At 70.4% G+C, this 22,402-nt stretch carries 20 protein-coding genes; 9 read left to right on the top strand and 11 right to left on the bottom strand.

Translation table 11 applies throughout. The features are described 5' to 3' along the window. Nucleotides 1-2: 2 nt before the first annotated feature. Complete coding sequence (gene trhA / locus FB382_RS14300; RefSeq protein WP_182540161.1) at nt 3-725, bottom strand: PAQR family membrane homeostasis protein TrhA; 723 nt, start codon at nt 723-725, stop codon at nt 3-5. Nucleotides 726-830: 105 nt separating this feature from the next. On the opposite strand from trhA, the gene FB382_RS14295 reads away from it, so the two are divergent. From FB382_RS14295 to FB382_RS14280, 4 genes are all read left to right on the top strand, one after another. Then, nucleotides 831-1,607, top strand: coding sequence for an isoprenyl transferase (locus FB382_RS14295; RefSeq protein ID WP_182540159.1), 777 nt, complete (start codon nt 831-833; stop codon nt 1,605-1,607). A gap of 265 nt (nt 1,608-1,872) precedes the next feature. Beyond that, complete coding sequence (gene phoH2 / locus FB382_RS14290; protein ID WP_373994732.1) at nt 1,873-3,216, top strand: RNA 5'-3' helicase PhoH2; 1,344 nt, start codon at nt 1,873-1,875, stop codon at nt 3,214-3,216. 270 nt (nt 3,217-3,486) lie between these two features. Further along, complete coding sequence (locus FB382_RS14285; RefSeq protein WP_220481357.1) at nt 3,487-4,158, top strand: aggregation-promoting factor C-terminal-like domain-containing protein; 672 nt, start codon at nt 3,487-3,489, stop codon at nt 4,156-4,158. A gap of 220 nt (nt 4,159-4,378) precedes the next feature. Next, the gene (locus FB382_RS14280; protein WP_182540157.1) at nt 4,379-5,704 is read left to right on the top strand and encodes a hypothetical protein; all 1,326 of its coding nucleotides are present in this window, start codon (nt 4,379-4,381) and stop codon (nt 5,702-5,704) included. Between the two features lie 28 nt (nt 5,705-5,732). Here the strand turns inward: FB382_RS14280 and FB382_RS14275 are convergent, their stop codons facing one another. Both FB382_RS14275 and FB382_RS14270 read right to left on the bottom strand, forming a co-directional pair. Then, the gene (locus FB382_RS14275) at nt 5,733-6,431 is read right to left on the bottom strand and encodes a class I SAM-dependent methyltransferase (protein WP_246378091.1); all 699 of its coding nucleotides are present in this window, start codon (nt 6,429-6,431) and stop codon (nt 5,733-5,735) included. Between the two features lie 5 nt (nt 6,432-6,436). Continuing rightward, nucleotides 6,437-7,819, bottom strand: coding sequence for a class II fumarate hydratase (locus FB382_RS14270; protein ID WP_182540153.1), 1,383 nt, complete (start codon nt 7,817-7,819; stop codon nt 6,437-6,439). A gap of 26 nt (nt 7,820-7,845) precedes the next feature. On the opposite strand from FB382_RS14270, the gene FB382_RS14265 reads away from it, so the two are divergent. Beyond that, a complete protein-coding gene (locus FB382_RS14265; RefSeq protein WP_182540150.1) occupies nt 7,846-8,409 on the top strand; it encodes a hypothetical protein in 564 nt (187 codons plus the stop codon). A 6-nt stretch (nt 8,410-8,415) separates the two neighbouring features. Here the strand turns inward: FB382_RS14265 and FB382_RS14260 are convergent, their stop codons facing one another. Together FB382_RS14260 and FB382_RS14255 are read right to left on the bottom strand one after the other, a co-directional pair. Beyond that, nucleotides 8,416-9,093, bottom strand: a complete 678-nt coding sequence (locus FB382_RS14260; RefSeq protein WP_182540148.1) for a spermine/spermidine synthase domain-containing protein — start codon at nt 9,091-9,093, stop codon at nt 8,416-8,418. A gap of 138 nt (nt 9,094-9,231) precedes the next feature. Beyond that, nucleotides 9,232-10,920 (bottom strand): FumA C-terminus/TtdB family hydratase beta subunit, encoded by a 1,689-nt coding sequence (locus FB382_RS14255; protein WP_182540146.1) that lies wholly within the window; start codon nt 10,918-10,920, stop codon nt 9,232-9,234. 53 nt (nt 10,921-10,973) lie between these two features. On the opposite strand from FB382_RS14255, the gene FB382_RS14250 reads away from it, so the two are divergent. Further along, nucleotides 10,974-11,609, top strand: coding sequence for a DUF1707 SHOCT-like domain-containing protein (locus tag FB382_RS14250; RefSeq protein WP_182540144.1), 636 nt, complete (start codon nt 10,974-10,976; stop codon nt 11,607-11,609). Here FB382_RS14250 and FB382_RS14245 read toward each other — a convergent pair. The 4 genes from FB382_RS14245 to FB382_RS14230 form a co-directional block, all read right to left on the bottom strand. Further along, entirely contained in the window at nt 11,603-13,735 is a 2,133-nt protein-coding gene (locus FB382_RS14245) for an alpha-galactosidase (RefSeq protein WP_182540142.1), read from the bottom strand. The genes FB382_RS14250 and FB382_RS14245 overlap by 7 nt on opposite strands. 123 nt (nt 13,736-13,858) lie before the next feature. Then, nucleotides 13,859-14,776 carry a carbohydrate ABC transporter permease gene (locus tag FB382_RS14240; protein ID WP_182540140.1) on the bottom strand — a complete coding sequence of 306 codons (918 nt, stop codon included), beginning with the start codon at nt 14,774-14,776 and terminating at the stop codon, nt 13,859-13,861. After that, complete coding sequence (locus FB382_RS14235) at nt 14,773-15,756, bottom strand: carbohydrate ABC transporter permease (RefSeq protein WP_182540137.1); 984 nt, start codon at nt 15,754-15,756, stop codon at nt 14,773-14,775. The genes FB382_RS14240 and FB382_RS14235 overlap by 4 nt, the downstream gene beginning before the upstream one ends. A gap of 115 nt (nt 15,757-15,871) precedes the next feature. Then, nucleotides 15,872-17,173 carry an ABC transporter substrate-binding protein gene (locus FB382_RS14230; RefSeq protein ID WP_182540135.1) on the bottom strand — a complete coding sequence of 434 codons (1,302 nt, stop codon included), beginning with the start codon at nt 17,171-17,173 and terminating at the stop codon, nt 15,872-15,874. A 170-nt stretch (nt 17,174-17,343) separates the two neighbouring features. Between FB382_RS14230 and FB382_RS14225 the strand changes: the two genes are divergently transcribed. Both FB382_RS14225 and FB382_RS14220 read left to right on the top strand, forming a co-directional pair. Beyond that, nucleotides 17,344-18,375: a LacI family DNA-binding transcriptional regulator gene (locus FB382_RS14225; protein WP_220481356.1), complete on the top strand. Its 1,032-nt coding sequence runs from the start codon at nt 17,344-17,346 to the stop codon at nt 18,373-18,375. Nucleotides 18,376-18,505: 130 nt separating this feature from the next. Next, nucleotides 18,506-19,588: an ABC transporter ATP-binding protein gene (locus FB382_RS14220; RefSeq protein ID WP_182540133.1), complete on the top strand. Its 1,083-nt coding sequence runs from the start codon at nt 18,506-18,508 to the stop codon at nt 19,586-19,588. Here FB382_RS14220 and FB382_RS14215 read toward each other — a convergent pair. After that, on the bottom strand, nt 19,578-20,486 hold the full coding sequence (locus tag FB382_RS14215; protein WP_182540131.1) for an alpha/beta fold hydrolase: 909 nt from the start codon (nt 20,484-20,486) through the stop codon (nt 19,578-19,580). The two genes, FB382_RS14220 and FB382_RS14215, sit on opposite strands and share 11 nt — an antisense overlap. Before the next feature lie 88 nt (nt 20,487-20,574). Here FB382_RS14215 and FB382_RS22220 point away from each other — a divergent pair, with 88 nt between their 5' ends. Then, nucleotides 20,575-21,411 (top strand): alpha/beta fold hydrolase, encoded by an 837-nt coding sequence (locus FB382_RS22220; protein ID WP_182540129.1) that lies wholly within the window; start codon nt 20,575-20,577, stop codon nt 21,409-21,411. On the opposite strand, the gene glpX is transcribed toward FB382_RS22220, so the two are convergent. Beyond that, entirely contained in the window at nt 21,376-22,392 is a 1,017-nt protein-coding gene (gene glpX, locus FB382_RS14205) for a class II fructose-bisphosphatase (RefSeq protein WP_125038121.1), read from the bottom strand. The genes FB382_RS22220 and glpX overlap by 36 nt on opposite strands. Nucleotides 22,393-22,402: the final 10 nt, after the last annotated feature.

The following is a 22,402-nucleotide window of genomic DNA, read 5'->3' as shown; positions in this document are numbered from 1 at the left end:
CCTCAGCGCAGGGAGTACGTCGCCAGCGAGACGCCGACGTAGTGCGTCACGAAGGCGACGATGGTGAAGCTGTGGAAGACCTCGTGGAAGCCGAACCAGCGCGGCCACGGGTTGGGCCGCTTGAAGCCGTAGACGACGCCACCCAGCGTGTAGAGCGCGCCGCCGGCGGCGACCAGGACGAGCACGGCGGTGGCCATCGGCGCGCCGAGCCGCTCGGAGGCGCCGTGGGCGAAGCCGGGCAGGAAGAACACCGCGGCCCAGCCCATCGAGATGTAGATCGGCACGTAGAGCCAGCGCGGGGCGTCGGTCCAGAACACCCGGAACAGCACGCCCAGCACCGCGCAGGTCCACACGGTCGACAGCAGCAGGACCCGCTGGCCGCCCTCGAGCAGCATCAGGCTGAAGGGCGTGTAGGAGCCCGCGATCAGCAGGAAGATGTTGGCGTGGTCGAAGCGCCGGAGGAACGCCCAGACGCGCGGTGACCACGTGCCGCGGTGGTAGACCGCCGACACGGTGAACAGCACCAGTGCGCTGACGCTGAAGATCGTCGAGCCCCACCGGGTCTGGGAGTCGGGGGAGAGGGCGACGAGCACGATGCCGGCCGCCAGAGTCAGCGGCGCGGTCGCGGCGTGGATCCAGCCGCGGAGCTTGGGCTTCACCTCGGCGACGTGCCGTTCGACGCTGTCGGCGAGGTCGTCGAGGCGGTGACGGACGAGGTCATTCATGTGTCGACCGTACCGGGGCCGCGAGAACGCGCGGAATCGAAAGCGGCCCACGTCACCCCTCACGTCGACGATGCGCGACCAACGGCCGCCGGTAGCATCGGGATCGTGGCGGACTGGAAGCGCGGGCTCAGGCGGGTGCTCTACCCGGCGTACGAGGCACGGATGCTGCGACGGATGCCGACCGACCAGCTGCCCAAGCACGTGGGGGTGATGCTCGACGGCAACCGCCGCTGGGCCCGGGCCGTCGGCGCCGACACCGCGCACGGCCACCGCGCCGGCGCCGCCAACATCGAGCCGCTCCTCGGCTGGTGCGAGGAGGTCGGCATCGAGCACGTCACGCTGTGGCTGCTCTCGACCGACAACCTCAACCGGCCGCCCGCCGAGCTGCTCCCGCTCCTCCAGATCATCGAGGAGGCCGTCGACTCGCTGGCCGACGAGAAGCGCTGGCGGCTGCACCCCGTGGGCGCCCTCGACCTGCTGCCGGCCCGGACCGCCGAGCGGCTCAAGGCCGCTGAGGAGGCGACCCGCGACGTCGACGGTATCCTGGTCAACATCGCCGTCGGGTACGGCGGCCGCCGCGAGATCGCCGACGCCGTGCGCTCGCTGCTGCAGGAGCAGGCCGACAAGGGCATGACGCTGGAGGAGCTGGCCGAGGTCATCGACGTCGACCACATCGCCCAGCACCTCTACACCAAGGGCCAGCCCGACCCCGACCTCGTGATCAGGACCTCCGGCGAGCAGCGGCTCGGGGGCTTCCTGCTGTGGCAGTCCACGCACAGCGAGTTCTACTTCTGCGAGGCCTACTGGCCCGACTTCCGGCGCGTCGACTTCCTCCGCGCCATCCGGGCCTACGCCCAGCGCGAGCGCCGCTACGGCGCGTGAGTGGCCCGCCACACGACGTTCACCCCGCGTTCTGGCGTGTCGTGCACGCAACGGCCGTTCGCGGCGTACTTTTTCGGTAACGGCCAGTGGGGAAGCTGTCCGTATCGGGAGGCCCGCTCGTGAGCATTCACGACTGCACAGCTCGGCAGGACGATCCCTGCCGTGCGTTCGGAGGCCGGCGCTCCGGCTTTCGGGTCCCGTCCCGGTCCACCTGCGTGAACTAGGGCCGGGCGAGAGTGCGCGCGCGGCCTGCTGAGGGGTGACCATCGTGCCGACTCCGGCCAAGAAGAACCAGAAGCGTTCCGCTCCCACCTCCGTCCGCACCTACGTCCTCGACACGAGCGTGCTGCTGGCCGATCCCGGCGCACTGCGTCGGTTCGCCGAGCACGAGGTGGTCCTCCCCGTGGTGGTCATCACCGAGCTCGAGGGCAAGCGGCACCACCCGGAGCTGGGGTTCTTCGCCCGCACCGCCCTGCGCAGCCTCGACGAGCTGCGGATCCTCCACGGACGTCTCGACGAGCCCGTGCCGGTGGGGGAGGAGGGTGGCACGCTCCGCGTCGAGCTCAACCACACCGACCCCGAGTCGCTGCCGTCCGGCTTCCGGCTGGGCGACAACGACACGCGGATCCTCGCTGTGGCCCGCAACCTCGCCAACGAGGGCTTCGACGTCACCCTGGTCTCCAAGGACCTCCCCCTGCGGATCAAGGCTTCGGCGGTCGGCCTCGACGCCGAGGAGTACCGCGCCGAGGCGGTCAGCGACTCCGACACCGGCTACTCCGGGATGGCGGAGGTGGAGGTCGGCGCCGCCGAGCTCGACGAGCTGTACGACGACGGCGTGATCGACCTGGAGGAGGCACGCTCGATGCCCTGCCACCAGGGGCTCGTGCTGCTCTCGGACCGCGGCACCGCCCTGGCCCGGGTCGGGGCGGACAAGCAGGTCCACCTCGTGCGCGGCGACCGGGAGGCGTTCGGCATCCACGGCCGGTCGGCCGAGCAGCGGATCGCGCTGGAGATGCTGCTCGACCCGGAGGTCGGCATCGTCTCGCTCGGCGGCCGGGCCGGCACCGGCAAGTCCGCGATGGCCCTCTGCGCCGGGCTCGAGGCCGTGATGGAGCGCCGCCAGCACAAGAAGGTCGTCGTCTTCCGCCCGCTCTTCGCGGTCGGTGGCCAGGAGCTCGGCTACCTGCCCGGCTCGGAGTCCGAGAAGATGTCGCCCTGGGGCCAGGCGGTCTTCGACACGCTCGGCGCGATGACGTCCAAGGAGGTCATCGACGAGATCCTGGACCGCGGGATGCTCGAGGTGCTGCCGCTGACCCACATCCGGGGCCGGTCGCTGCACGACGCGTTCGTGATCGTCGACGAGGCGCAGTCGCTGGAGCGCAACGTGCTGCTCACGGTGCTCTCGCGGATCGGCGCCAACTCCAAGGTCGTGCTCACCCATGACGTCGCCCAGCGGGACAACCTGCGGGTGGGCCGCCACGACGGCGTGGTCGCGGTGATCGAGAAGCTCAAGGGCCACCCGCTCTTCGCCCACGTCACCCTGACCCGCTCCGAGCGTTCCCCGATCGCGGCCCTGGTCACCGAGATGCTGGAGAGCGTCAACATGTAGCCACACCCTGATCGCCCGCGTTCACCCCAGCGCCGGCCCCGCGACACTCCCCGGAGGTCCACCGGACATCCCGGGAGTACGTCAGCGGGGCCGGTGTGCGTTCTGTGACAGATGTGACCAGTGATACTGGTGTGACGTAATACCCGCCACTTTCTGTGCGGTTCGGTTTGCATGGCCCCCTGGGCTCATGCAAGGTGGCCCGTGATCGTTTCGTGACCTCATGGGTGTCCAGCCCGGTTGCAGTGATCAAGCCCGAGTTGTCTACCCCCCGTGAGTTCCTCTGTGTCGAAGCACGCCAAGTACGTCCCCAAGCACCGCAACACGCCCTCGAGCAACGTCGCGAAGAACGCCCAGAAGATGGTCGTCCGCAACACCGTGATGCTCTCCTCGGTGGCCGTTGCGGCGACGGGCGTCACCGTCTCGGGCGGGATGCTCAGCGCCCCGGCGAGCGTGTCGACCGCCGCGGCGTCGTTCGGCTCGAGCGTCACCTCCCCGCTCGGCGACAAGCACGTCGCCGACCGCTCGGCGGTCACCTCCCGGTCCGAGGACCGTCGCGACGCCGCCGACCCGGCCAAGGAGGCCGCCCTCGCGCAGGCCGACGGCTCCGACAGCAACGCGATCACCCGCACCGAGGATGTCTCCGGCGACCCGCGCGAGATCGCCAAGGCGCTGCTCTCGGAGTTCGGCTTCGGCCAGGACCAGTTCCCCTGCCTCGACTCGCTCTACACCGGCGAGAGCGGCTGGCGCGTGGACGCCGACAACCCGACCTCCTCGGCCTACGGCATCCCGCAGGCGCTGCCGGGCTCCAAGATGGCCTCGGCCGGTGCCGACTGGGCGACCAACCCCGAGACGCAGATCCGCTGGGGCCTGGGCTACATCCAGGACCGCTACGGCTCGCCCTGTGGCGCGCTGAGCTTCAAGTCCGGCCACGGCTGGTACTGACCACTGGTCCTGACCAGTGGGGGCACTCCGTCCTCCCCGTAGCCCGAACGGGCCACTCCGCGTAGTCCCTCCGGGTGCTGGTCGCCGAGACGACCACCCCGACCTCATGCGCCGAACGGGCCGCTTGGCCCCCGTTGGGCTACCGCCCGACCCGCCTCCGGATCATCGTCATTGGTGACGCGGGTCGGTCTCGACCCCCGTCTGGTCCAAGGGGGGAACCATGTCCGACTCTCGCATGCGCGCCTGGACGCGCCCGGTCGCCGTGCTGGCGGCCGCTGTGCTGCTGGTGGTGGGCTCGGGCCTGCTGGACCAGCCTGTCGCCGCCAAGCCGCCTAGCCGGCCCGGCAAGGTCTCGGGACTCACGATGTCGGTGACCAAGCCGACCTCGGCCTACCGGCTCACCACGGCCTGGAACGCGGCGAAGAACGCCACGTCCTACCGGGTCTCGGTGACCAACACGTCGGGCGTCGTGCTCGACCGCGACACCGTCTCCTCGCCCGCCTGGGTGGCCACCGTGACGGCGCCGTCCAACGCGACGGTCCGGCTGACCGTCACGGCGTACAACCTCAAGCGCAAGGGCTCCTCGGCGTCGATGACCAAGGTGCTGCCCGACCTGACGGCACCCACGGGCGCCTTCGACGTCAGCAGGTCCGGGGCGGTCGCCACCGTCACCCAGACCGCGCTCGCCGACGACGTGTCGCCGGCCGCGAAGATCTCCCGGGTGGTCAACTGGGCCGACGGCTCCGGGCCGCAGGCCTGGGCGTCGGGCCTGACGACGAACCACACCTACTCCGGCACGGGCCTGTGGCGCCCGACCGTCACCCTGACCGACGAGCACGGCAACGTCGCGGTCGTGCACCTCGCCGCCGTCGTGGTCGGGGACACCACGGCGCCGACGGGGGCCTTCGCGGCCGGACCGTCCGCGGCCTGGGCATCCTGGTCGAAGGTGAGCCTGACCCAGACGGCGCTGCACGACGACTTCAGCGACGCGGCGAACGTCGCCCGCACGGTCTCGTGGGGTGACGGCACCACCGACACGGTGTGGACCGGCAGCTCCGCCCTCCAGCACGTGTACGCCGCCGCCGGCACCTACACGCCGAGCGTCACCCTGGTCGACGAGGCCGGCAACAGCGCCGTCGTCGCAGCGGCCTCGGCCGTCACGGTCACCCGGGACACGACCGCGCCGAAGGTCACCCTCGGCCTGCCGAAGTACAGCCGCAGCTCGGTGACGAGCTGGCGCACGCTGCGGGGCCGCGCCACCGACGCCGGCACCGGCGTGAAGTGGGTGCGGGTCCGGGCGGTCGAGAAGCGCGGCCTCCGCTGGTACGCCTACCGGCCCGTCACGGGCACCTGGACCCGCTGCGCCACCCGGGCGGCGGCCTGGCGCACGGCCGGCGGCATGCGGACCACCACGACCGCGGGCGCCTGGCACGTGACGCTGAAGCACCTGACGCGGGGCGTCCTGCTGCACCGCGTCACCGGACGGGACAACGTCGACAACGTGTCCCGGCCCCTGACCCACCGCGCGCGGCTCACGCGCCGCTGAGGGGGAGAGGCCGCCGGGCACGGCGCGATCAACTGACCGCAAACAGCGTGACGTGCCCGGCGTACTCCTTGCTCCCCTCGAAGTGCGGCAGCCGCCAGTCGAACCCGTCCTGCATCGAGGCGAGGTAGGCCTCCGCGGCCGCGTGGTCGGGGAAGACGGCGCGGGTCGCGAACTCCTCGCGGGTGACCTGGTCGAAGTGGCGGCGGAGCGACTGCTCGCCGTTCTCGCTGCTGAACTGCGTCACCATCGCCTCGCCGCCGGCCTCGCGGCGCAGGCCTGCGGTGTGCTCGTCGCCGTTGGTGACCGCGACGAACAGGCCGCCCGGCCGCAGCACGCGGCGGACCTCGGCGAGGCCGCGGTCGAGGTCGGGCACGTGGTAGAGCATCCACATCGCCGCGACGACGTCGAAGCTGTCGTCGGGGAAGGGCAGGTCCTGCAGGTCGGCCACCCGGGCCTCGACGCCGCGGGCCGCCGTGAGCTCCACGAACCGCTCGGACTGGTCGGTCGCGACGATCTCGGCGTCCGGGTTCTCCGCGACCAGCCGCTCGGCGAAGGCGCCGGTGCCGCAGCCGACCTCGAGCACGCGGCGGGGCCGGGCCTCGGCGATCGTGCGGGCCGCCTCGGTGGCCGGGTCACGGCCGTCCGCGGTGGGCTGCCACACGGAGCGCCGCGTCGTCAGGTTGCCCTCGCGGGCGTACTGCGCACGGACGGATTCCTGGGTGTTCATGTGGGTCACGGGTGGGTCATGTCCTTCACGTCGAGTGCCTGGTCGAGCTCGTCCTCGGTGAGCTCGCCGCGCTCGACGAAGCCCATCGCGATGACGGTCTCGCGGATGGTGGTGCCGTCGGCCATCGCCTGCTTGGCGACCTTGGCGGCGTTCTCGTAGCCGATGTGCCTGTTCAACGGGGTGACCACCGACGGCGAGGACTCGGCATACTGCCGCATCCGCTCGACGTCGGCGGTGATCCCGTCGACGCAGCGTGTCGCCAGCAGGGTGGTGGAGGTCGTGAGCAGCCGGATCGACTCCAGCACGTTGCGCGCCATCACCGGCATCATCACGTTGAGCTCGAAGTTGCCGCTCGCGCCCGCCACGGTGACCGTCGTGTCGTTGCCGATCACCTGGGCGCAGACCATCAGCGTCGCCTCGGGCAGGACCGGGTTGACCTTGCCGGGCATGATGCTCGACCCGGGCTGGAGGTCGGGCAGGTGGATCTCGGCCAGGCCCGTGGTCGGGCCGCTCGACATCCAGCGCAGGTCGTTGCAGATCTTGGTCAGGCCGACCGCGATCGTGCGGAGCACCCCGCTGAGCTCGACCAGCGAGTCGCGGGTGCCCTGGGCCTCGAAGTGGTCGCGGGCCTCGGTGAACGGCTGCCCGGTCCTCTCGGCGAGCACGGCGATCACGCGCTGCGCGAAGCCGGGTGGCGTGTTGATGCCGGTGCCGACCGCGGTGCCGCCCAGCGGCAGCTCGCGGACGCGGGGGAGGACCGACTCGAGCCGCTCCCCGGCGTACCGCATCGTGGCGGCGTAGCCGCCGAGCTCCTGGCCCAGCATCACCGGGGTGGCGTCCATCAGGTGCGTGCGGCCGGACTTCACGACGTCGGCGAACTCCGCCGCCTTGGCCGCGAGACTGCGCTCCAGCGTCGCCAGCGCCGGGAGGAGCTCCTCCACCACGGCGAGCGTCGCCGCCACGTGGACCGACGTCGGGAAGGTGTCGTTGCTCGACTGGCTCGCGTTCACGTGGTCGTTGGGGTGGACGTCGTGGCCGTCCTGTTTCGCGAGGCTCGCGATCACCTCGTTGGCGTTCATGTTCGAGCTGGTGCCGGAGCCGGTCTGGAACACGTCGATGGGGAACTGGTCGTCCTCGAGCCCCCGGGCCACCAGCTCGGCCGCCGCGGCGATCGGGTCCGCGACCTCCGCCGGCAGCACCCCGAGCTCCTTGTTGGCCAGCGCGGCGGCGTGCTTCACCCGCGCGAGCGCGTGGATGAGGGCCGGCTCGATGGGAGTCCCGCTGATCGGGAAGTTCTCCACCGCCCGCTGGGTCTGGGCCCGCCACAGGGCGTCGGCCGGGACCCGGACCTCGCCCATGCTGTCGTGCTCGATGCGGTAGTCGCTCATGGGCACGACGCTACTAGCGTGGCCCCGTGACTCAGTGGTTCGCCGACCTCAGCCCGATCGGTGCCGTCCTGCTCGTCCTCGGCGTGCTGCTGGGCGGCTCGGTGCTCGCCGCACTGGTGGGTGCCCTCCTGCTCCGGATGGGCATGCAGCGTCCGTCGTTCGTCGAGTGGGCCGGCAGCCACTCGCTGCGGCTGCTCACGGTCCTCAAGCGGCCGCTCACGATCGTGGTGCTCGACGAGGTGGCGGCGGTCATCCAGACCGGGCACTACACGAAGAACATCTCCGACGCGATCCGCGAGAACCACGACGAGCTCAAGGACCTCGTCGCCGAGAAGCTCCGCGACGACCCCAACGCCCGGCTCGTGAGCAAGCTCCCGGGCTACGAGGCGCTGGTCTCGGAGGTCACCGACACCGTGATGCGGGTGCTCATCGAGATGCTCGCGGACCCCCGCATGGACGAGCTCGTCTCCGACGCGCTGCGCAACAACCTCGAGCAGATCCGGCGGGCCGTGCGCGAGCGCGCGCACGAGGAGGTCAGGCCTCCGCCGCCGCCCGACCCGATCCCGGCGAGCGCCCCCGGCTCCGACTGAGGCGGCTCAGCCCTCGGCGCGGGCGGTGTGCAGCCAGTACTGCTCGTCGCGCTCCTGCAGCAGGACGTCGTACGACGTGGTGTCGGCGTTCCCGAAGACCTCACGCAGCGCGGCCTCGAGATCCTCGGACCGGTCCGCCGACCAGATGACCAGGACGCCGCCCGGTCGCAGCACCCGCCGCACGTGCTCCAGGAACGGGGCGCGGTAGACCGCCGCGTTGCTGTCGTGGACGAGGTAGCCCGGGCCGTTGTCGACGTCGAGCAGCACCAGGTCGTAGCTGTCGTCGGGAGCCTCGGCGATCGCCGCCGCCACGTCCGCGACCACGAGCACGACCCGCTGGTCGGCCAGCAGCGTGGGGCCGTGGGGGACCGTGCCGTCACGCATCCAGTCGACGAGCGACTGCTCGATCTCGACGACCGCGCACTTCTCCACGCGGGAGTCGGCCAGCACCTCGTGCATCGTGTAGCCGAGCCCCAGCCCGCCCACGACGACCGCCCGCGGGTCCTCGACCAGCGCCAGCGCCGCCGTCGCCAGGGCCCGCTCGCTGCTCGTCTCGACGGTGTCCATCACGAAGACGCCGTTGGCGCGCAGCTCCAGCGAGGTCGGGGCGCCCTCCTCACGGCGCTCGCGGAGCACCAGCTCGCCACGCTCGGACTCGGCACGGGCGATCTCGACGTACTCCATGCCCCCATCCTCGCCGAGAAGGCACTCCTGGGCAGTCAGGGGGCCCCGAGAGGGCGATCGGAGGCACCACTCCCGCGCGGGAGTGGCGCGGAGTGCCCCCTCACGCTTGTGGGAGTGCCGCGGAGTGCCCTCTCGCGCCTACTCCGCGGACCGGACCCGGATGCCCGAGATGGGGATGTTGACGGCGCCGGAGGGATCGGTGAAGAAGTCGTTGCCCTTGTCGTCGACGACGATGAAGGCGGGGAAGTCCTCGACCTCGATCTTCCAGACGGCCTCCATGCCGAGCTCCTCGTACTCGAGGACCGACACGGACTTGATGCAGTCCTGGGCCAGGCGCGCGGCCGGGCCGCCGATCGAGCCGAGGTAGAAGCCGCCGTGCGCGTGGCACGCCTCGGTGACCTGCTTGGAGCGGTTGCCCTTGGCCAGCATCACCATCGAGCCGCCCGCGGCCTGGAACTGCTCGACGTAGGAGTCCATCCGGCCGGCGGTGGTCGGGCCGAACGAGCCGGACGCGTGGCCCTCGGGCGTCTTGGCCGGGCCGGCGTAGTAGACCGGGTGGTCCTTGAGGTACTGCGGCATGTCCTCGCCGGCGTCGAGGCGCTCCTTGATCTTGGCGTGCGCGATGTCGCGGGCCACGACGAGCGGGCCGGTCAGCGAGAGCCGGGTCTTCACGGGGTGCTGCGAGAGCGTCGCGAGGATCTCCGACATCGGCTGGGTGAGGTCGATCTTCACGACCTCGCCGGCCGCGATCTCGTCGGAGACGCCGGCGTCGGGCATGTAGTGCGCCGGGTCGGTCTCGAGCTGCTCGAGGAAGACGCCCTCGGCGGTGATCTTGCCCAGCGCCTGGCGGTCGGCCGAGCACGACACCGCGATCGCGACCGGGCACGAGGCGCCGTGGCGGGGGAGCCGGACGACGCGGACGTCGTGGCAGAAGTACTTCCCGCCGAACTGCGCGCCGATCCCGAAGGACTGCGTGAGCTCGAAGACCTTCTCCTCCAGCTCGAGGTCGCGGAAGCCGTGGGCCGACATCGACCCCTCGGTCGGCAGGTTGTCGAGGTAGTGCGCCGAGGCGTACTTCGCGGTCTTGAGCGCGAACTCCGCCGACGTGCCGCCGATGACGACCGCGAGGTGGTACGGCGGGCAGGCGGCCGTGCCGAGGGAGCGGATCTTCTCGTCGAGGAACGTCAGCATCCGCTCGGGGTTCAGGACGGCCTTGGTCTCCTGGTAGAGGAACGACTTGTTGGCCGAGCCGCCGCCCTTGGCCATGAAGAGGAACTTGTACTCGGGCTTCCCGTCCTTGCTGGGCGTCGAGTAGAGCTCGATCTGCGCCGGCAGGTTGGTGCCGGTGTTCTTCTCCTCGTACGTCGTGAGCGGCGCGAGCTGGGAGTAGCGCAGGTTGAGCTTGGTGTAGGCGTCGTAGACGCCGCGGCTGATCGCCTCGCCGTCGTCGGCGCCGGTGAGCACGCCCTCGGACTTCTTGCCCATCACGATCGCGGTGCCGGTGTCCTGGCACATGGGCAGCACGCCGCCGGCGGAGATGTTGACGTTCTTCAGCAGGTCGAGCGCCACGAACCGGTCGTTGCCCGAGGCCTCGGGGTCGTCGATGATCTTGCGCAGCTGGGCGAGGTGGGCCGGCCGCAGGTAGTGGCTGATGTCGTGCATCGCCTCGGCGGTCAGCCGCTGGATCGCCTCGGGCGAGACCTGGAGGAACGTCTGGCCCCCTGCCTCGAAGGTCGAGACCCCCTCGGTGGTCACGAGCCGGTAGGGCGTGTCGTCCTTGCCGGTCGGGAGGAGGTCGGAGTAGCGGAACTCAGGCTCAGTGCTCACGGACAGCCAGATTAGTCGCAGACGCCGAACCAGCCCGAACTAGGCTGTGTCGCATGGCAGGAGAGCTCGATCCGGCGCGCATGCGGATCTCCGACGCGGAGCGTCACCAGGTCGCGGAGGTGCTGCGCCAGGCGGCCGGTGACGGGCGGATCGACCTCGACGAGCTCGAGCAGCGCCTGGAGGCGACGTACGCCGCGAAGACCTACGCCGACCTCGTGCCGATCACCTTCGACCTGCCCGCCCACCAGGACGGCCCGCAGGTCACGCCGCGGTCGACAGTGTCCTCACCGGTGGTGGTCGGGCCGGTCCAGGAGCGCCACCTCGCGATCATGAGCGGCGTGGACCGCAAGGGCGTCTGGGTGGTCCCTCAGCACCTGACGGTCATCGCCCTGATGGGCGGCGCCAACCTCGACATGCGGCAGGCCAAGTTCGCGGCATCCGAGGTCGTCGTGACCGTCAACGCCTTCATGGGCGGTGCCTCGATCCTGGTCAACCCGCACACCAACGTGGTCGTCGAGGGCACCGGCATCATGGGCGGCTACACCGGTCCGTCCGGACTGGTCGCGCCCGAGCTCGACGAGACCTCGCCGACCGTCCGGATCCGCGGGATCGCCGTCTGGGGTGGCGTCTCGGTCGAGCGCAAGCACCTCCCCGGCGGCTCCCGGAAGGCCCTGCGCCCCGGTCACTGACCGGTGCGCTCCACCGTCACCAGCGTCACCGTCTGCGGCATCCGGCGCGGCATCCAGAACCCGCGCGCCACCAGCACCTGACCGCTGACCTCGACCCCCGCCGTCGGCCCCTCCTGGGGGAGCGCCGCCGACATGCTGACGTGGCGCAGCGTCACCGGGCCCTCCCACGACAGCCGGTACGACGCCTCCGGGTCCAGCCCGGGCACGCGCACGGCGACGCCGCGGTTGTGGGTCGACTCGTCGAGCTGCACGTGGGCGACCAGGGCGGCGGAGCGGTCCGCAGCGACCACACCGTGCAGCAGCACGGCCGGGTCGGAGGACTCGGGACGCACGACGCGGCCCGTGTGCAGCAGGGGCCGCAGGCGCTGGTGCAGGGTGATCCAGTCGGCCAGCCGGTCGAGGTCCTCCTCGGAGGCCTGCGTGAGGTCCCACTCGATGCCGAAGGCGCCGAACAGCCCGGTGGCGCACCGGAAGTCGAGGTCGAGGGTGCGGCCGGTGGTGTGCGAGACGGGGGAGGAGACGTGGGCGCCGAGGTACTCGGGGGCCACCAGCTGGGTCGACCAGCGCTGGATCTGCTGGCGGGCCAGGGCGTCGGTCATGTCGGACGTCCACACCCGTTGGACCCGCTCGAGCACGCTCAGGTCGATCCGGCCGCCGCCGGACGCGCAGGACTCCCAGGCCACCTCGGGGTGGGCCTCGGCGAGCGCATCGAGGAGGCGGTGGAAGGCCAGGGCCTGCTCGTGGGCGGCGGGTGCCCCGCCCCGCTGACCCGTGCCGGCCTCCAGGAGGTCGCGGTTGTGGTCCCACTTCACGTAGTCGATCGGGTGGGCCGAGAGGATCGCGGACACCCGCTCGAACAGGAAGTCGAAGACCTCGGGCCGCGTCAGGTCGAGCACCTGCTGGTAGCGGTGCTCGCGCGGGGCCCGGTGCGGCCCGGCGGACAGGATCCAGTCGGGGTGCTCGCGGAACAGGTCGGAGTCGGGGTTGACCATCTCCGGCTCGAACCACAGGCCGAACTCCATGCCCAGCTCGCGCACGTGGTCGATGAGCGGGTCGAGCCCGTCGGGCCAGACCGCGTCGTCGACCCACCAGTCGCCGAGCCCGGCGGTGTCGTCGCGGCGGTGCCGGAACCAGCCGTCGTCGAGCACGAAGCGCTCGACCCCGACCCGCGCGGCCCGGTCGGCGATGCCGCTGAGCCGGTGCAGGTCGTGGTCGAAGAAGACCGCCTCCCACACGTTGAGCACCACGGGCTGGTGCGCGGGGTGCGCGGCCAGCGAGCGCTGCCAGGTGTGCCAGCTGGCGGCCAGCCCGTCGAGGCCGTCGTCGGCGGCGCCGAAGAACACCCACGGGCTGGTGTAGTGGCCGCCCTCGGCCAGCACGACCTCACCGGGCATCAGCAGCTCGCCGCCGCCGATCGTGGTGCCGGTGGCGGCGTCCCGCTCGACGCGGAGCACGTAGTTGCCGCTCCACGCGACGTGGCAGCCGAGCACCGACCCCTGCGGTCCGGAGAAGCCGGGGGTGCCGAGCACCACCATCGTGGCGGCGTCCAGGCCGGGCCGTCCGCCGCGGCCCTCGCGCAGCCAGAGGCCGTCGGTCACGGTGTGCCGCTGGGGGCTGCGCTCGCGTTCGTGACGGCCGGTGAAGTCGAGCGCCTCCACGAGGTGGTCCTCGACGGGCAGGACGACCTCCAGGCCGTCGACGACGTAGGCGTGGGTGGCCGTGTTGGTCACGGTGCAGCGGCCGCGCAGGGAGCCGCCGGCGACCGACTCGAGCTCCAGCAGGACCTCGAGGCCGGCGTCCTTGTCGGTGGCGTGGACCGCGAGGACGTCCCCCACGGCCTCGACCGAGACCGGCTCGAAGTGGGTGGTCCACGAGCGGCCGGCCGAGGCGACGGCCGGGTCGAGCCGGTGCCCGCGCAGGTGCGGCCGGGTCAGGCGGCCGTGGGACTGCTCCCCGAGCAGGGGCATGCCCGGACCGTTGGCCACGACGGGGAACCCGCCGGGTCGGGCGCTGCCGTCGGCGGCGGGGCCGGTCCACAGCACGCGCGGCATCCCCTCACCCGACGTGTCGATCTCGACGCAGGTGCGGGGGCCGGGGGTGGAGGGGTTCCCGAGGGGGAAGAGCATGCGGACGCACTCCTTGGGCAGGGTGGGGGCAGGGTGGGGGGCAGGGTGGGGGATGGGTGGAAACGCGAACGCCCGGGCAGTGGGCTGCCCGGGCGTTCGAGGTGTGACTCGATGGTCCTGGGCTCAGCCCTTGACCGCGCCCGCGGTCAGGCCGCGGACGAAGAACCGCTGCAGCGCCAGGAACACGATGATCGGCAGCAGCATCGTGAGGAAGCCGCCGGCGGTCGTGAGCTCCCAGCCCTGTCCGAGCTGGGTCTTGAAGTGGGTCAGGTTGACCGTGACCGGCTCCTTGTCGCCGGGGCCGAGGAACACCAGGGCCACGAGCAGGTCGTTCCAGACCCAGAGGAACTGGAAGATCGCGAACGACGCGAGCGCGGGCACCGACATCGGCAGCACCAGCTTGTAGAACGTCTGGAAGTGGCTGGCGCCGTCGATCTTCGCCGACTCGATGACGGTCTTGGGCAGGGTCGCCATGTAGTTGCGCAGGATGTAGATCGCCAGCGACATGCCGAACCCGATGTGGGCCAGCCACACCGCCGCGAACGTGCCGTTGATGCCGACGTCCCGGTAGATCTTGGTGATCGGGATGAACGCGACGTAGTTGGGCACGACGAGCAGGCTCACGATCATCAGGAACAGGAAGTCCCGGCCCTTGAACTCCATGAACGTGAAGGCGTACGCCGCGACCGCGGCCACCAGGATCGGGATGAATGTCGCCGGCAGGGTGATCGCGAGGCTGTTGATGAACGCGTCTCCCATGCCCTTGCCGGACAGGGCGTGGTGGTAGTTGTCGATCGTCGCGTCGGTGAACCCGGTCGGCGTGAAGAAGTGCCACCACCCGGACTTGTTCACGTCGTCGATGGTCCGGAACGACGTGACGAAGGTGCCCAGGATCGGGACCATCCAGAGCACGCACAGGACGGTCAGGACGATCTTGGCGAACCACCCGGCCTTGGCCGGGTTGGCGTCGACGTGCGTGGCGGCCCGGCGCGGCTGCCCCGTGGGCGTCGCCGTGGCGGGAGTTGCGGCTGTGTCGGTCATCCGTTCGCCTCCTCGGCCCGGAAGTTGCGCACCTGGTACCACATGATCGGGACGACCGCGACCATGAGGATCACCACGATCGCCGACGCCTTGCCGTAGTTGATGAAGGTGCTGATCTGGTTGTAGAACTCGTTGCCCAGCACGTTGGTGTTGAAGTTTCCGTTGGTGTTGACGTAGACGATGTCGAAGATCTTCATCACGCCGATGGTCACGGTGATGAACACCGTGATGACCGTGCCCTTGATCTGCGGGAGCACGACCCGCCAGAAGATCTGGCGCTCGTTGGCGCCGTCGATGCGGGCAGCCTCGAGGGTGTCGACGGGGACGCCCTTGACCGCCGCGGAGAGCAGCACCATGGAGAACCCGACCTGGAGCCAGACCAGGATCACCATCAGCAGCAGGCTGTTGAGGTGGAAGTTCTGCTTCTGCAGCCACTGGACGGGGTCGGAGCCCAGGGTGCCGACGAAGGCGTTGAGCAGTCCGGTCTGGGCCGTGCCCTTGGGGTTGGAGACGTAGACGAAGCGCCAGATGGTCGCCGCGCCGATCATGCTGATCGCCATCGGCAGGAAGATGACGGTCTTGGTGACCTTCTCGCCGGTCGGCTTGAGGCGGTCGGCGAGGACCGCGACCAGCAGGCCGAGGATGACGGTGATCGCCGGGACGATCAGGATCCACAGGACGGTGTTGAACAGCGTGTCCCGGAAGTTGTGGTCCTGGAACAGGGCGCTGTAGTTCTTGAAGCCGACGTACTCGCGGCTGAAGTTGTCCTTGAAGCTGTTGATGACCGTCAGCACCGCCGGGTAGACGAGGTAGAGCACGATCGCGCCGAAGGCCGGGAGGATGTAGAGGTAGGGCTTGATCCGGTCCTCCCACCTGCCTGGCAGGATCTCCGCAAGCTTGTTGAGCAACCAGAAGACGATGATCGCGCCGCCGATACCGGCGATGACCGTCAACAGGGCAATGACCGCTTTACCGCCCATGGTGTGCCGACCTCCTTGGGTCGTGACGGGGTTGAGGGACGACGGAGAACCCGAGTGCACCGGGGGCGCGGGCGGTGGTTGCCCGCGCCCCCGGGTGCTGCTCGGGCCCGGACGGCTAGCTGGGCCAGCTGTCCTGGATGTTCTTCAGGGCCGTGTCCAGGTCCTCGTCACCGCTGATCCACGCGGTCATCTCCTTCCAGAAGGAGCCCGTGCCGACCTCGGCGGGCATGGAGTCCGACCCGTCGAAGAGGAACGTCGAGGCGTTGTAGGCGTAGTCGGCCTCGTCCTTGGTGACCTGGTTGGGGTAGAGGCTGGTGTCGAAGTCCTTGTGCGGCGAGAAGAACGAGCTGTTCGGGGCCGCGTCGTTGCCGATGTCGGTCTCCGACAGGTAGCCCACGACCTTCTTCACGTTGGCGCTGTCGTTGAGCATGGTGAGCAGGTCGCCACCACCCTCGACGGGGTTCTCGCCACCGGCGGTGGCGGGCGGGAAGCCGAAGACACCGACGTTGGCGTCGAGGTCGGCGACCACGGGCTTCGGGAAGAAGCCGGTGATGAAGGAGCCCTGGACGAGCATCTCGCACTTGGACGGGCTGTCGAACATGGGCGTGCCCGCCTCACCGAAGTTGGTGCTGGTGGCCGACTTGATGCCGCCGAGCACGCTGCCGTCGCCGAAGAGGAGCTTCTCCATCTCCTGGCCCGCAGACTTGACCGCAGCGTCGTCGAAGGCGATGTCGTGGGAGACCCACTGGTTGTAGACGTCGGCGCCGGACTGCTTCATGACCAGCGTCTCGAGCCAGTCGGTGGCAGGCCAGCCGGTGGCGGTGTCGGACTCGATGCCGAAGCACCACGGGGTGTCGCCCTTGGACTTCATCTTGTCGGCCAGCGCCTCGAGGCTGGCGAAGTCGGTGACCGTGGACGCGTCGTAGCCCTTCTTGTCCCAGTCCTTCTTGTTGTAGAAGACCAGGCCCTTGACGTTGGCGCTGACGAGCAGGCCGTAGAGCTTGCCGTCGATCGTCCCGGACTCGAGCGTGCCGGGCATCATGCTCGACTGCAGCGAGCTCATGTCCACGGCGTCGTCGAGGGCCTTGACGGCGCCGAGCTGGTTCATCTGCGAGACCACGCCCGGCTGCGGTACGAGTGCGATGTCGGGGGTGTCGCCCGACTGGATCTTCGTGATGATCAGCTGGTTGATGTTCTCAACCTTCTCCCACTTGATCGTGATGTCGTCCCCGCCGGCCTTGATCTTGGCCTCCAGAGCCTTGAGCAGGCCGTCCTGGACGGGCTGGTCGACGCTGCTCCAGATGGTGACGGTCTTGCTGTCGGACGAGCTCCCACCGCCACCGCATGCGGTGACGGTGAGGGACATGGACGCGGCGGCAACGGCCGCCATCAGGGCGGTACGACCTCGTACTCGCATCGTTTCTCCTCAGGTTTGACGGCGAGTGGCACTTGGTTGACTCGGAGGGTGCCAGCGGGGCTACTGTGACCCCCGACACATGCTGAATCGAATCAGCAGGATCATGTTCTGTGGCGCACGTCACTGTCAAGCAACGATTTGAAACGCGGACGGGAAGAGGGGGCGGGATGGTGACGACGAAGAAGGTGACGCTGACCGACGTCGCCGAGCGGGCCGGCGTCTCGACCACGACCGCGTCGTACATCCTCAACGGGAGGTCGGCGGAGATGCGGATCTCCGCCGATGCCGAGCGCCGGGTGCGCGAAGCGGTGGCCCACCTCGGCTACCGGCCCAACCGCAACGCCCGCAGTCTTCGCACCCGGACCACCAGCACCTTCGGGGTGATCTCCGACTTCGTCGCGAGCGGTCACTTCGCCAGCCAGATGCTCGCCGGTGCGAGCGCCGCGGCCCGCGCGAGCGAGCACCTGCTCGTCATCGGCGAGACCCAGGGTGACCCCGCGCTGGAGCACCTGCTGATCGAGGAGATGCTCGACCGGCAGGTCGACGGCATCGTCTACGCGACGCTGACGAGCCTCGAGGTGCGGGTGCCGGCCGAGCTCAAGCGGCTGCGCACCGTCCTGCTCAACTGCGTCGATCCGACGACCAACATCCCCGCGGTGCTCCCCGACGAGTACGCCGGCGGCCGGACCGCCGCCGGGGTGCTCCTCGACGCCGGCGTCACGGGCGAGATCCACGTGATCGGCGAGGACCCGACGCCCAACGCCCTGGCCGGTCCGGGCCGGCTGGAGGGCATCCGGGCGCGGCTGGCCGAGGCCGGCCGCAGCGTGACCAGCGTCGTCCCGTGCCACTGGGGTGTGGAGGACGCCTACGACGCCGTCGACGCCTGGCTGCGCCGGGGCGCGCGACCCGCCGGGCTGCTGTGCCTCAACGACCGGATCGCCATGGGCACCTACCAGGCCCTGGCGGGCAACGGCCTCCACGTGCCCCGCGACGTCTCGGTCGTCTCCTTCGACGGCAGCGAGCTGGCCACCTGGCTGCGTCCGCGGGTGGTGTCGGTGGCGCTGCCCTTCAACGAGCTCGGTGCCCGCGCCGTGCAGGCCCTGGTCGACCCCGGCTGGGCCGACGTCGGGACCGTTCGGCTGCCGATGCCGCTCGCGCCGGGCGGCTCGGTGCGCAGCCCCGCCGTCGGGGCGCGCGGATGACCCGTCAGGACGGGAGGTGCCCGCTGTCGAGACGGGCCTAGGCCCATCCCGCGCCAACCCCTAGTGTGAGGCGCGTCACTTCACTACGGATCGTCCGGCACGTACCTGCCGGTGAAGGAGAAGAACCAACATGGCAACAGTGACTTTCGAGAAGGCGCAGCGCTGGTATCCCGGGGCGGACAAGCCCGCGGTGCCCGGCCTGGACCTGGAGATCAACGACGGCGAGTTCATGGTGCTCGTCGGTCCGTCGGGGTGTGGCAAGTCCACCTCGCTGCGGATGCTGGCGGGGCTGGAGGAGGTCAACGCGGGCAAGATCTTCATCGGTGACCGCGATGTCACCAAGACCCCGCCGAAGGACCGGGACATCGCGATGGTGTTCCAGAACTACGCGCTGTACCCGCACATGAGCGTGGCCGACAACATGGCGTTCGCGTTGAAGATGGCCAAGGTCCCGACCGAGGAGCGCAACAAGCGGGTGGCCGAGGCGGCCAAGATCCTGGGCCTGGAGGAGTACCTCGAGCGCAAGCCGAAGGCGCTCTCGGGTGGCCAGCGCCAGCGGGTCGCGATGGGGCGCGCGATCGTGCGCAACCCGCAGGTGTTCTGCATGGACGAGCCGCTGTCCAACCTGGACGCGAAGATGCGGGTCCAGACCCGCACCGACATCGCCAAGCTGCAGGCCGACCTGGGTGTGACCACGGTCTATGTCACCCACGACCAGGTCGAGGCGATGACGATGGGTGACCGGGTGGCGGTGATGAAGCTGGGTGAGCTGATGCAGGTCGACACCCCGCTGGGTCTCTACGACCGGCCGGCCAACCTGTTCGTGGCCGGGTTCATCGGCTCGCCGCAGATGAATCTGCTGGAGGCCCACAACGACGGTGGCAAGGCGCGGATCGGGGAGTTCACGGTCCCGGTCGACCCGGCCGCTGCGCAGCGGCTGACCAAGAACATCACCGTCGGGGTGCGCCCCGAGGCGTGGCGCCAGGTCGGCAGCGACGAGGGTGGCCTGCCGGTGCGGGTGACGGTCGTGGAGGAGCTCGGCGCGGACGCGTTCGTCTATGGCACCAGTGGGGTGGAGGGCACGCCCAACAACATCATCGTCCGGGTCAGCGCCCGCGACACGGTGCACAAGGGCGACACCCTCTACGTGACCACCGACCCGCACCACGTGCACGTCTTCGACACGGACACGGGGGCACGCCTCAGCGAGTGACCCGCGCCCGGTCGGCCGTGCGGGAGATCGCCTGGACGTAGCTCTCGAAGAGCGCCGGCGGCATGTCGTGGCCCATCCCGGGGATGAGCAGCAGCTCGGCCCCCGGGATGGCCGCGGCAGTCGCGCGGCCACCGGAGACGTGCACCATCTTGTCGTCCAGCCCGTGGATCACCAGGGTCGGCACGCGCAGTGCGCGCAGGCGCAGCGACCGGTTGGGCTGGGTCAGGACGGCCAGCATCTGGCGCATCACGCCGCTGGCCGAGACGCCCCGTGCGAACGTCTCCTCGGCCTTGGCCCGGAGCTCGGCGTCGCTCTGCGGGTAGCCCGGCGAGCCGATCAGTCGCCACACCCGGCGGCTGGACCGGACGTAGTTCTCCAGCCCCGGCCCGCGGGACCCGATCAGGGTCGGCAGCAGTGATGGGTGCTGCCACCCGACGCTGCGCTTGCCGGTGGTGGACATGATGCTCGTCAGGCTCAGCACCCGCCGCTGCTGGGTGATCGCCATGGTCTGGGCGATCATCCCGCCCATCGACACGCCCACCACGTGGGCGGCCTCGAGGCCGAGGTGGTCGAGCAGCCCGAAGGCGTCGTCGGCCAGGTCCGGGATGCTGTACGGCGCCCGCACGCGACCTCCCGTGAAGGCCCGGACGATCGTGGACCGCTTGACCCGCACACCGATCCGGCTGGACCGGCCGGTGTCGCGGTTGTCGTAGCGGATGACGTAGAACCCCGCCTCGGCGAGCATCCGGCACAGGTCGGAGTCCCACCAGTTCATCGGCCCGCCGAGCCCCATCACGAGCAGCAGCGGACGACCCGACGGGTCGCCGAAGGTCTGGTAGCAGAGCTCGATCCCGGACGGCAGCGGGGCGAGCAGCTCGTCGGACACACGCGGAGGCATACCTCAAGTCAATCAAATAGTGAGGAAACGGACGTGATCTGTCCGTCATTGACGAGGATTCGGCGGTTCTCGGCCGTACCGTGGGCATGTGAGGTCCTCCACACTGGCCAGCTTCCTCCGCCCCGAGGGGTTCGAGAGGCCACACCCGGCTGCGGTCCTCCGCGAGGGCAGCCTGGTGACCGAGGCCGGCCGCTTCGCCCTCCGGGCCGTGGGGGACGCCCGCACCCGCCGGGCCACGCCCTACGCCGCCCGCGCGAGCTCCCGCGTCAGCGATCCGGTGATCCTGGTGCCGGGCTTCATGGCCGGCGACGGCACGCTCAGCCTGATGCACCGCTCGCTGAGGGCCCAGGGCTTCCGGACCTACCGGTCCCACATCCACGCCAACATCGGCTGCACGCTCAACGCCGCGGCCCAGCTCGAGTCCCGGCTGGAGTCGATCGTGATCCGCCGGGGGACCCGCGTCCAGATCGTCGGGCACAGCCTGGGCGGGATGCTCGCGCGCGGGCTCGCCGTACGCCGTCCCGACCTCGTGTCCGGGATCGTCACCCTCGGCAGCCCGATGCTGGCCCCGGCCGCCCACCACATCTCGCTGACCGCGAGCCTCGACGTCCTCGTCCGGCTCAGCCGGGCCGGGGTGCCCGGGCTCATGTCGGAGGAGTGCGTCGCCGGGTCGTGCGCGCGCCAGAGCTTCGACGAGAGCCGGTCACCGGTCCCGCTGGGGGTCGGCTTCACCGCGATCTACAGCCGCCGCGACGGCATCGTCGACTGGCGGGCCTGCGTCGACCCGCTCGCCGTGCCCGTCGAGGTCACCGCCTCCCACGTCGGGATGGCGGTCGACCCGCGGGTCATCGACCACGTCACCACCGCGCTGCGGCGGCAGGCGCTGGGCTCAGCCCTCGAAGTCGATCGCAGCGAAACTGCGTAGCTTCGAGAGCTGGTGCTCGGAGCTGATCTTGCGGATCGTGCCGCTGCGCGAGCGCATCACCAGGGACTCGGTGGTGCAGCCGCCCGCGCGGTAGCGCACCCCGCGCATCAGGTCGCCGTCGGTGATGCCGGTGGCCACGAAGAAGCAGTCGTCGCCGGTGACGAGGTCGTCGGTCGAGAGCACGAAGTCGGGGTCGAGGTTGTGCCCGGCGTCGAGGGCCTTCTGCCGCTCGGTGTCGTCCTGCGGCCACAGGCGGCCCTGGATCACGCCGCCGAGGCTCTTCATGGCGCAGGCGGCGATGATCCCCTCGGGGGTGCCGCCGATGCCGAGCAGCAGGTCGACGCCGCTGTCGGGACGGGCCGCGGAGATGGCGCCGGCCACGTCGCCGTCGACGATGAACTTGATCCGGGCACCGGTGGCGCGGATCTCCTCGGCCAGGTGCTGGTGGCGGGGCCGGTCGAGCAGCACCACGGTCACGTCGGAGGGGCTCGAGCCCTTGGCCTTCGCGACCTGGTGGATGTTCTCGGCGACCGAGTTGCGGATGTCGACCACGTCGGCCGCCTCCGGGCCGGTCACCAGCTTCTCCATGTAGAACACGGCGGAGGGGTCGTACATCGAGCCGCGCGGCGCGACGGCGAGGACGGCCACGGCGTTGCTCATGCCCTTGGCAGTCAGGGTGGTGCCGTCGATCGGGTCGACCGCGACGTCGCACTCGGGACCGGTGCCGTCGCCGACCCGCTCACCGTTGTAGAGCATCGGGGCGTTGTCCTTCTCGCCCTCGCCGATCACGACCACGCCGTCCATGCCGATGCTGGAGATCATCACGCGCATCGCGTTGACGGCCACGGCGTCGGCGCCGTTCTTGTCGCCCCGTCCGACCCAGCGGCCGGCGGCCATGGCGGCGGCCTCGGTGACGCGGACCAGCTCGAGGGCCAGGTTGCGGTCGGGAGCGGAGGAGGACGGACTGCGGCTCTCGGTCATGGCGTGATGG

The sequence above is a fragment of the Nocardioides ginsengisegetis genome (assembly GCF_014138045.1).
GTDB lineage: Bacteria > Actinomycetota > Actinomycetes > Propionibacteriales > Nocardioidaceae > Nocardioides > Nocardioides ginsengisegetis.
Note: the sequence above shows the minus strand (reverse complement) of the source record. Positions and strands in the feature narration are given on the sequence as shown.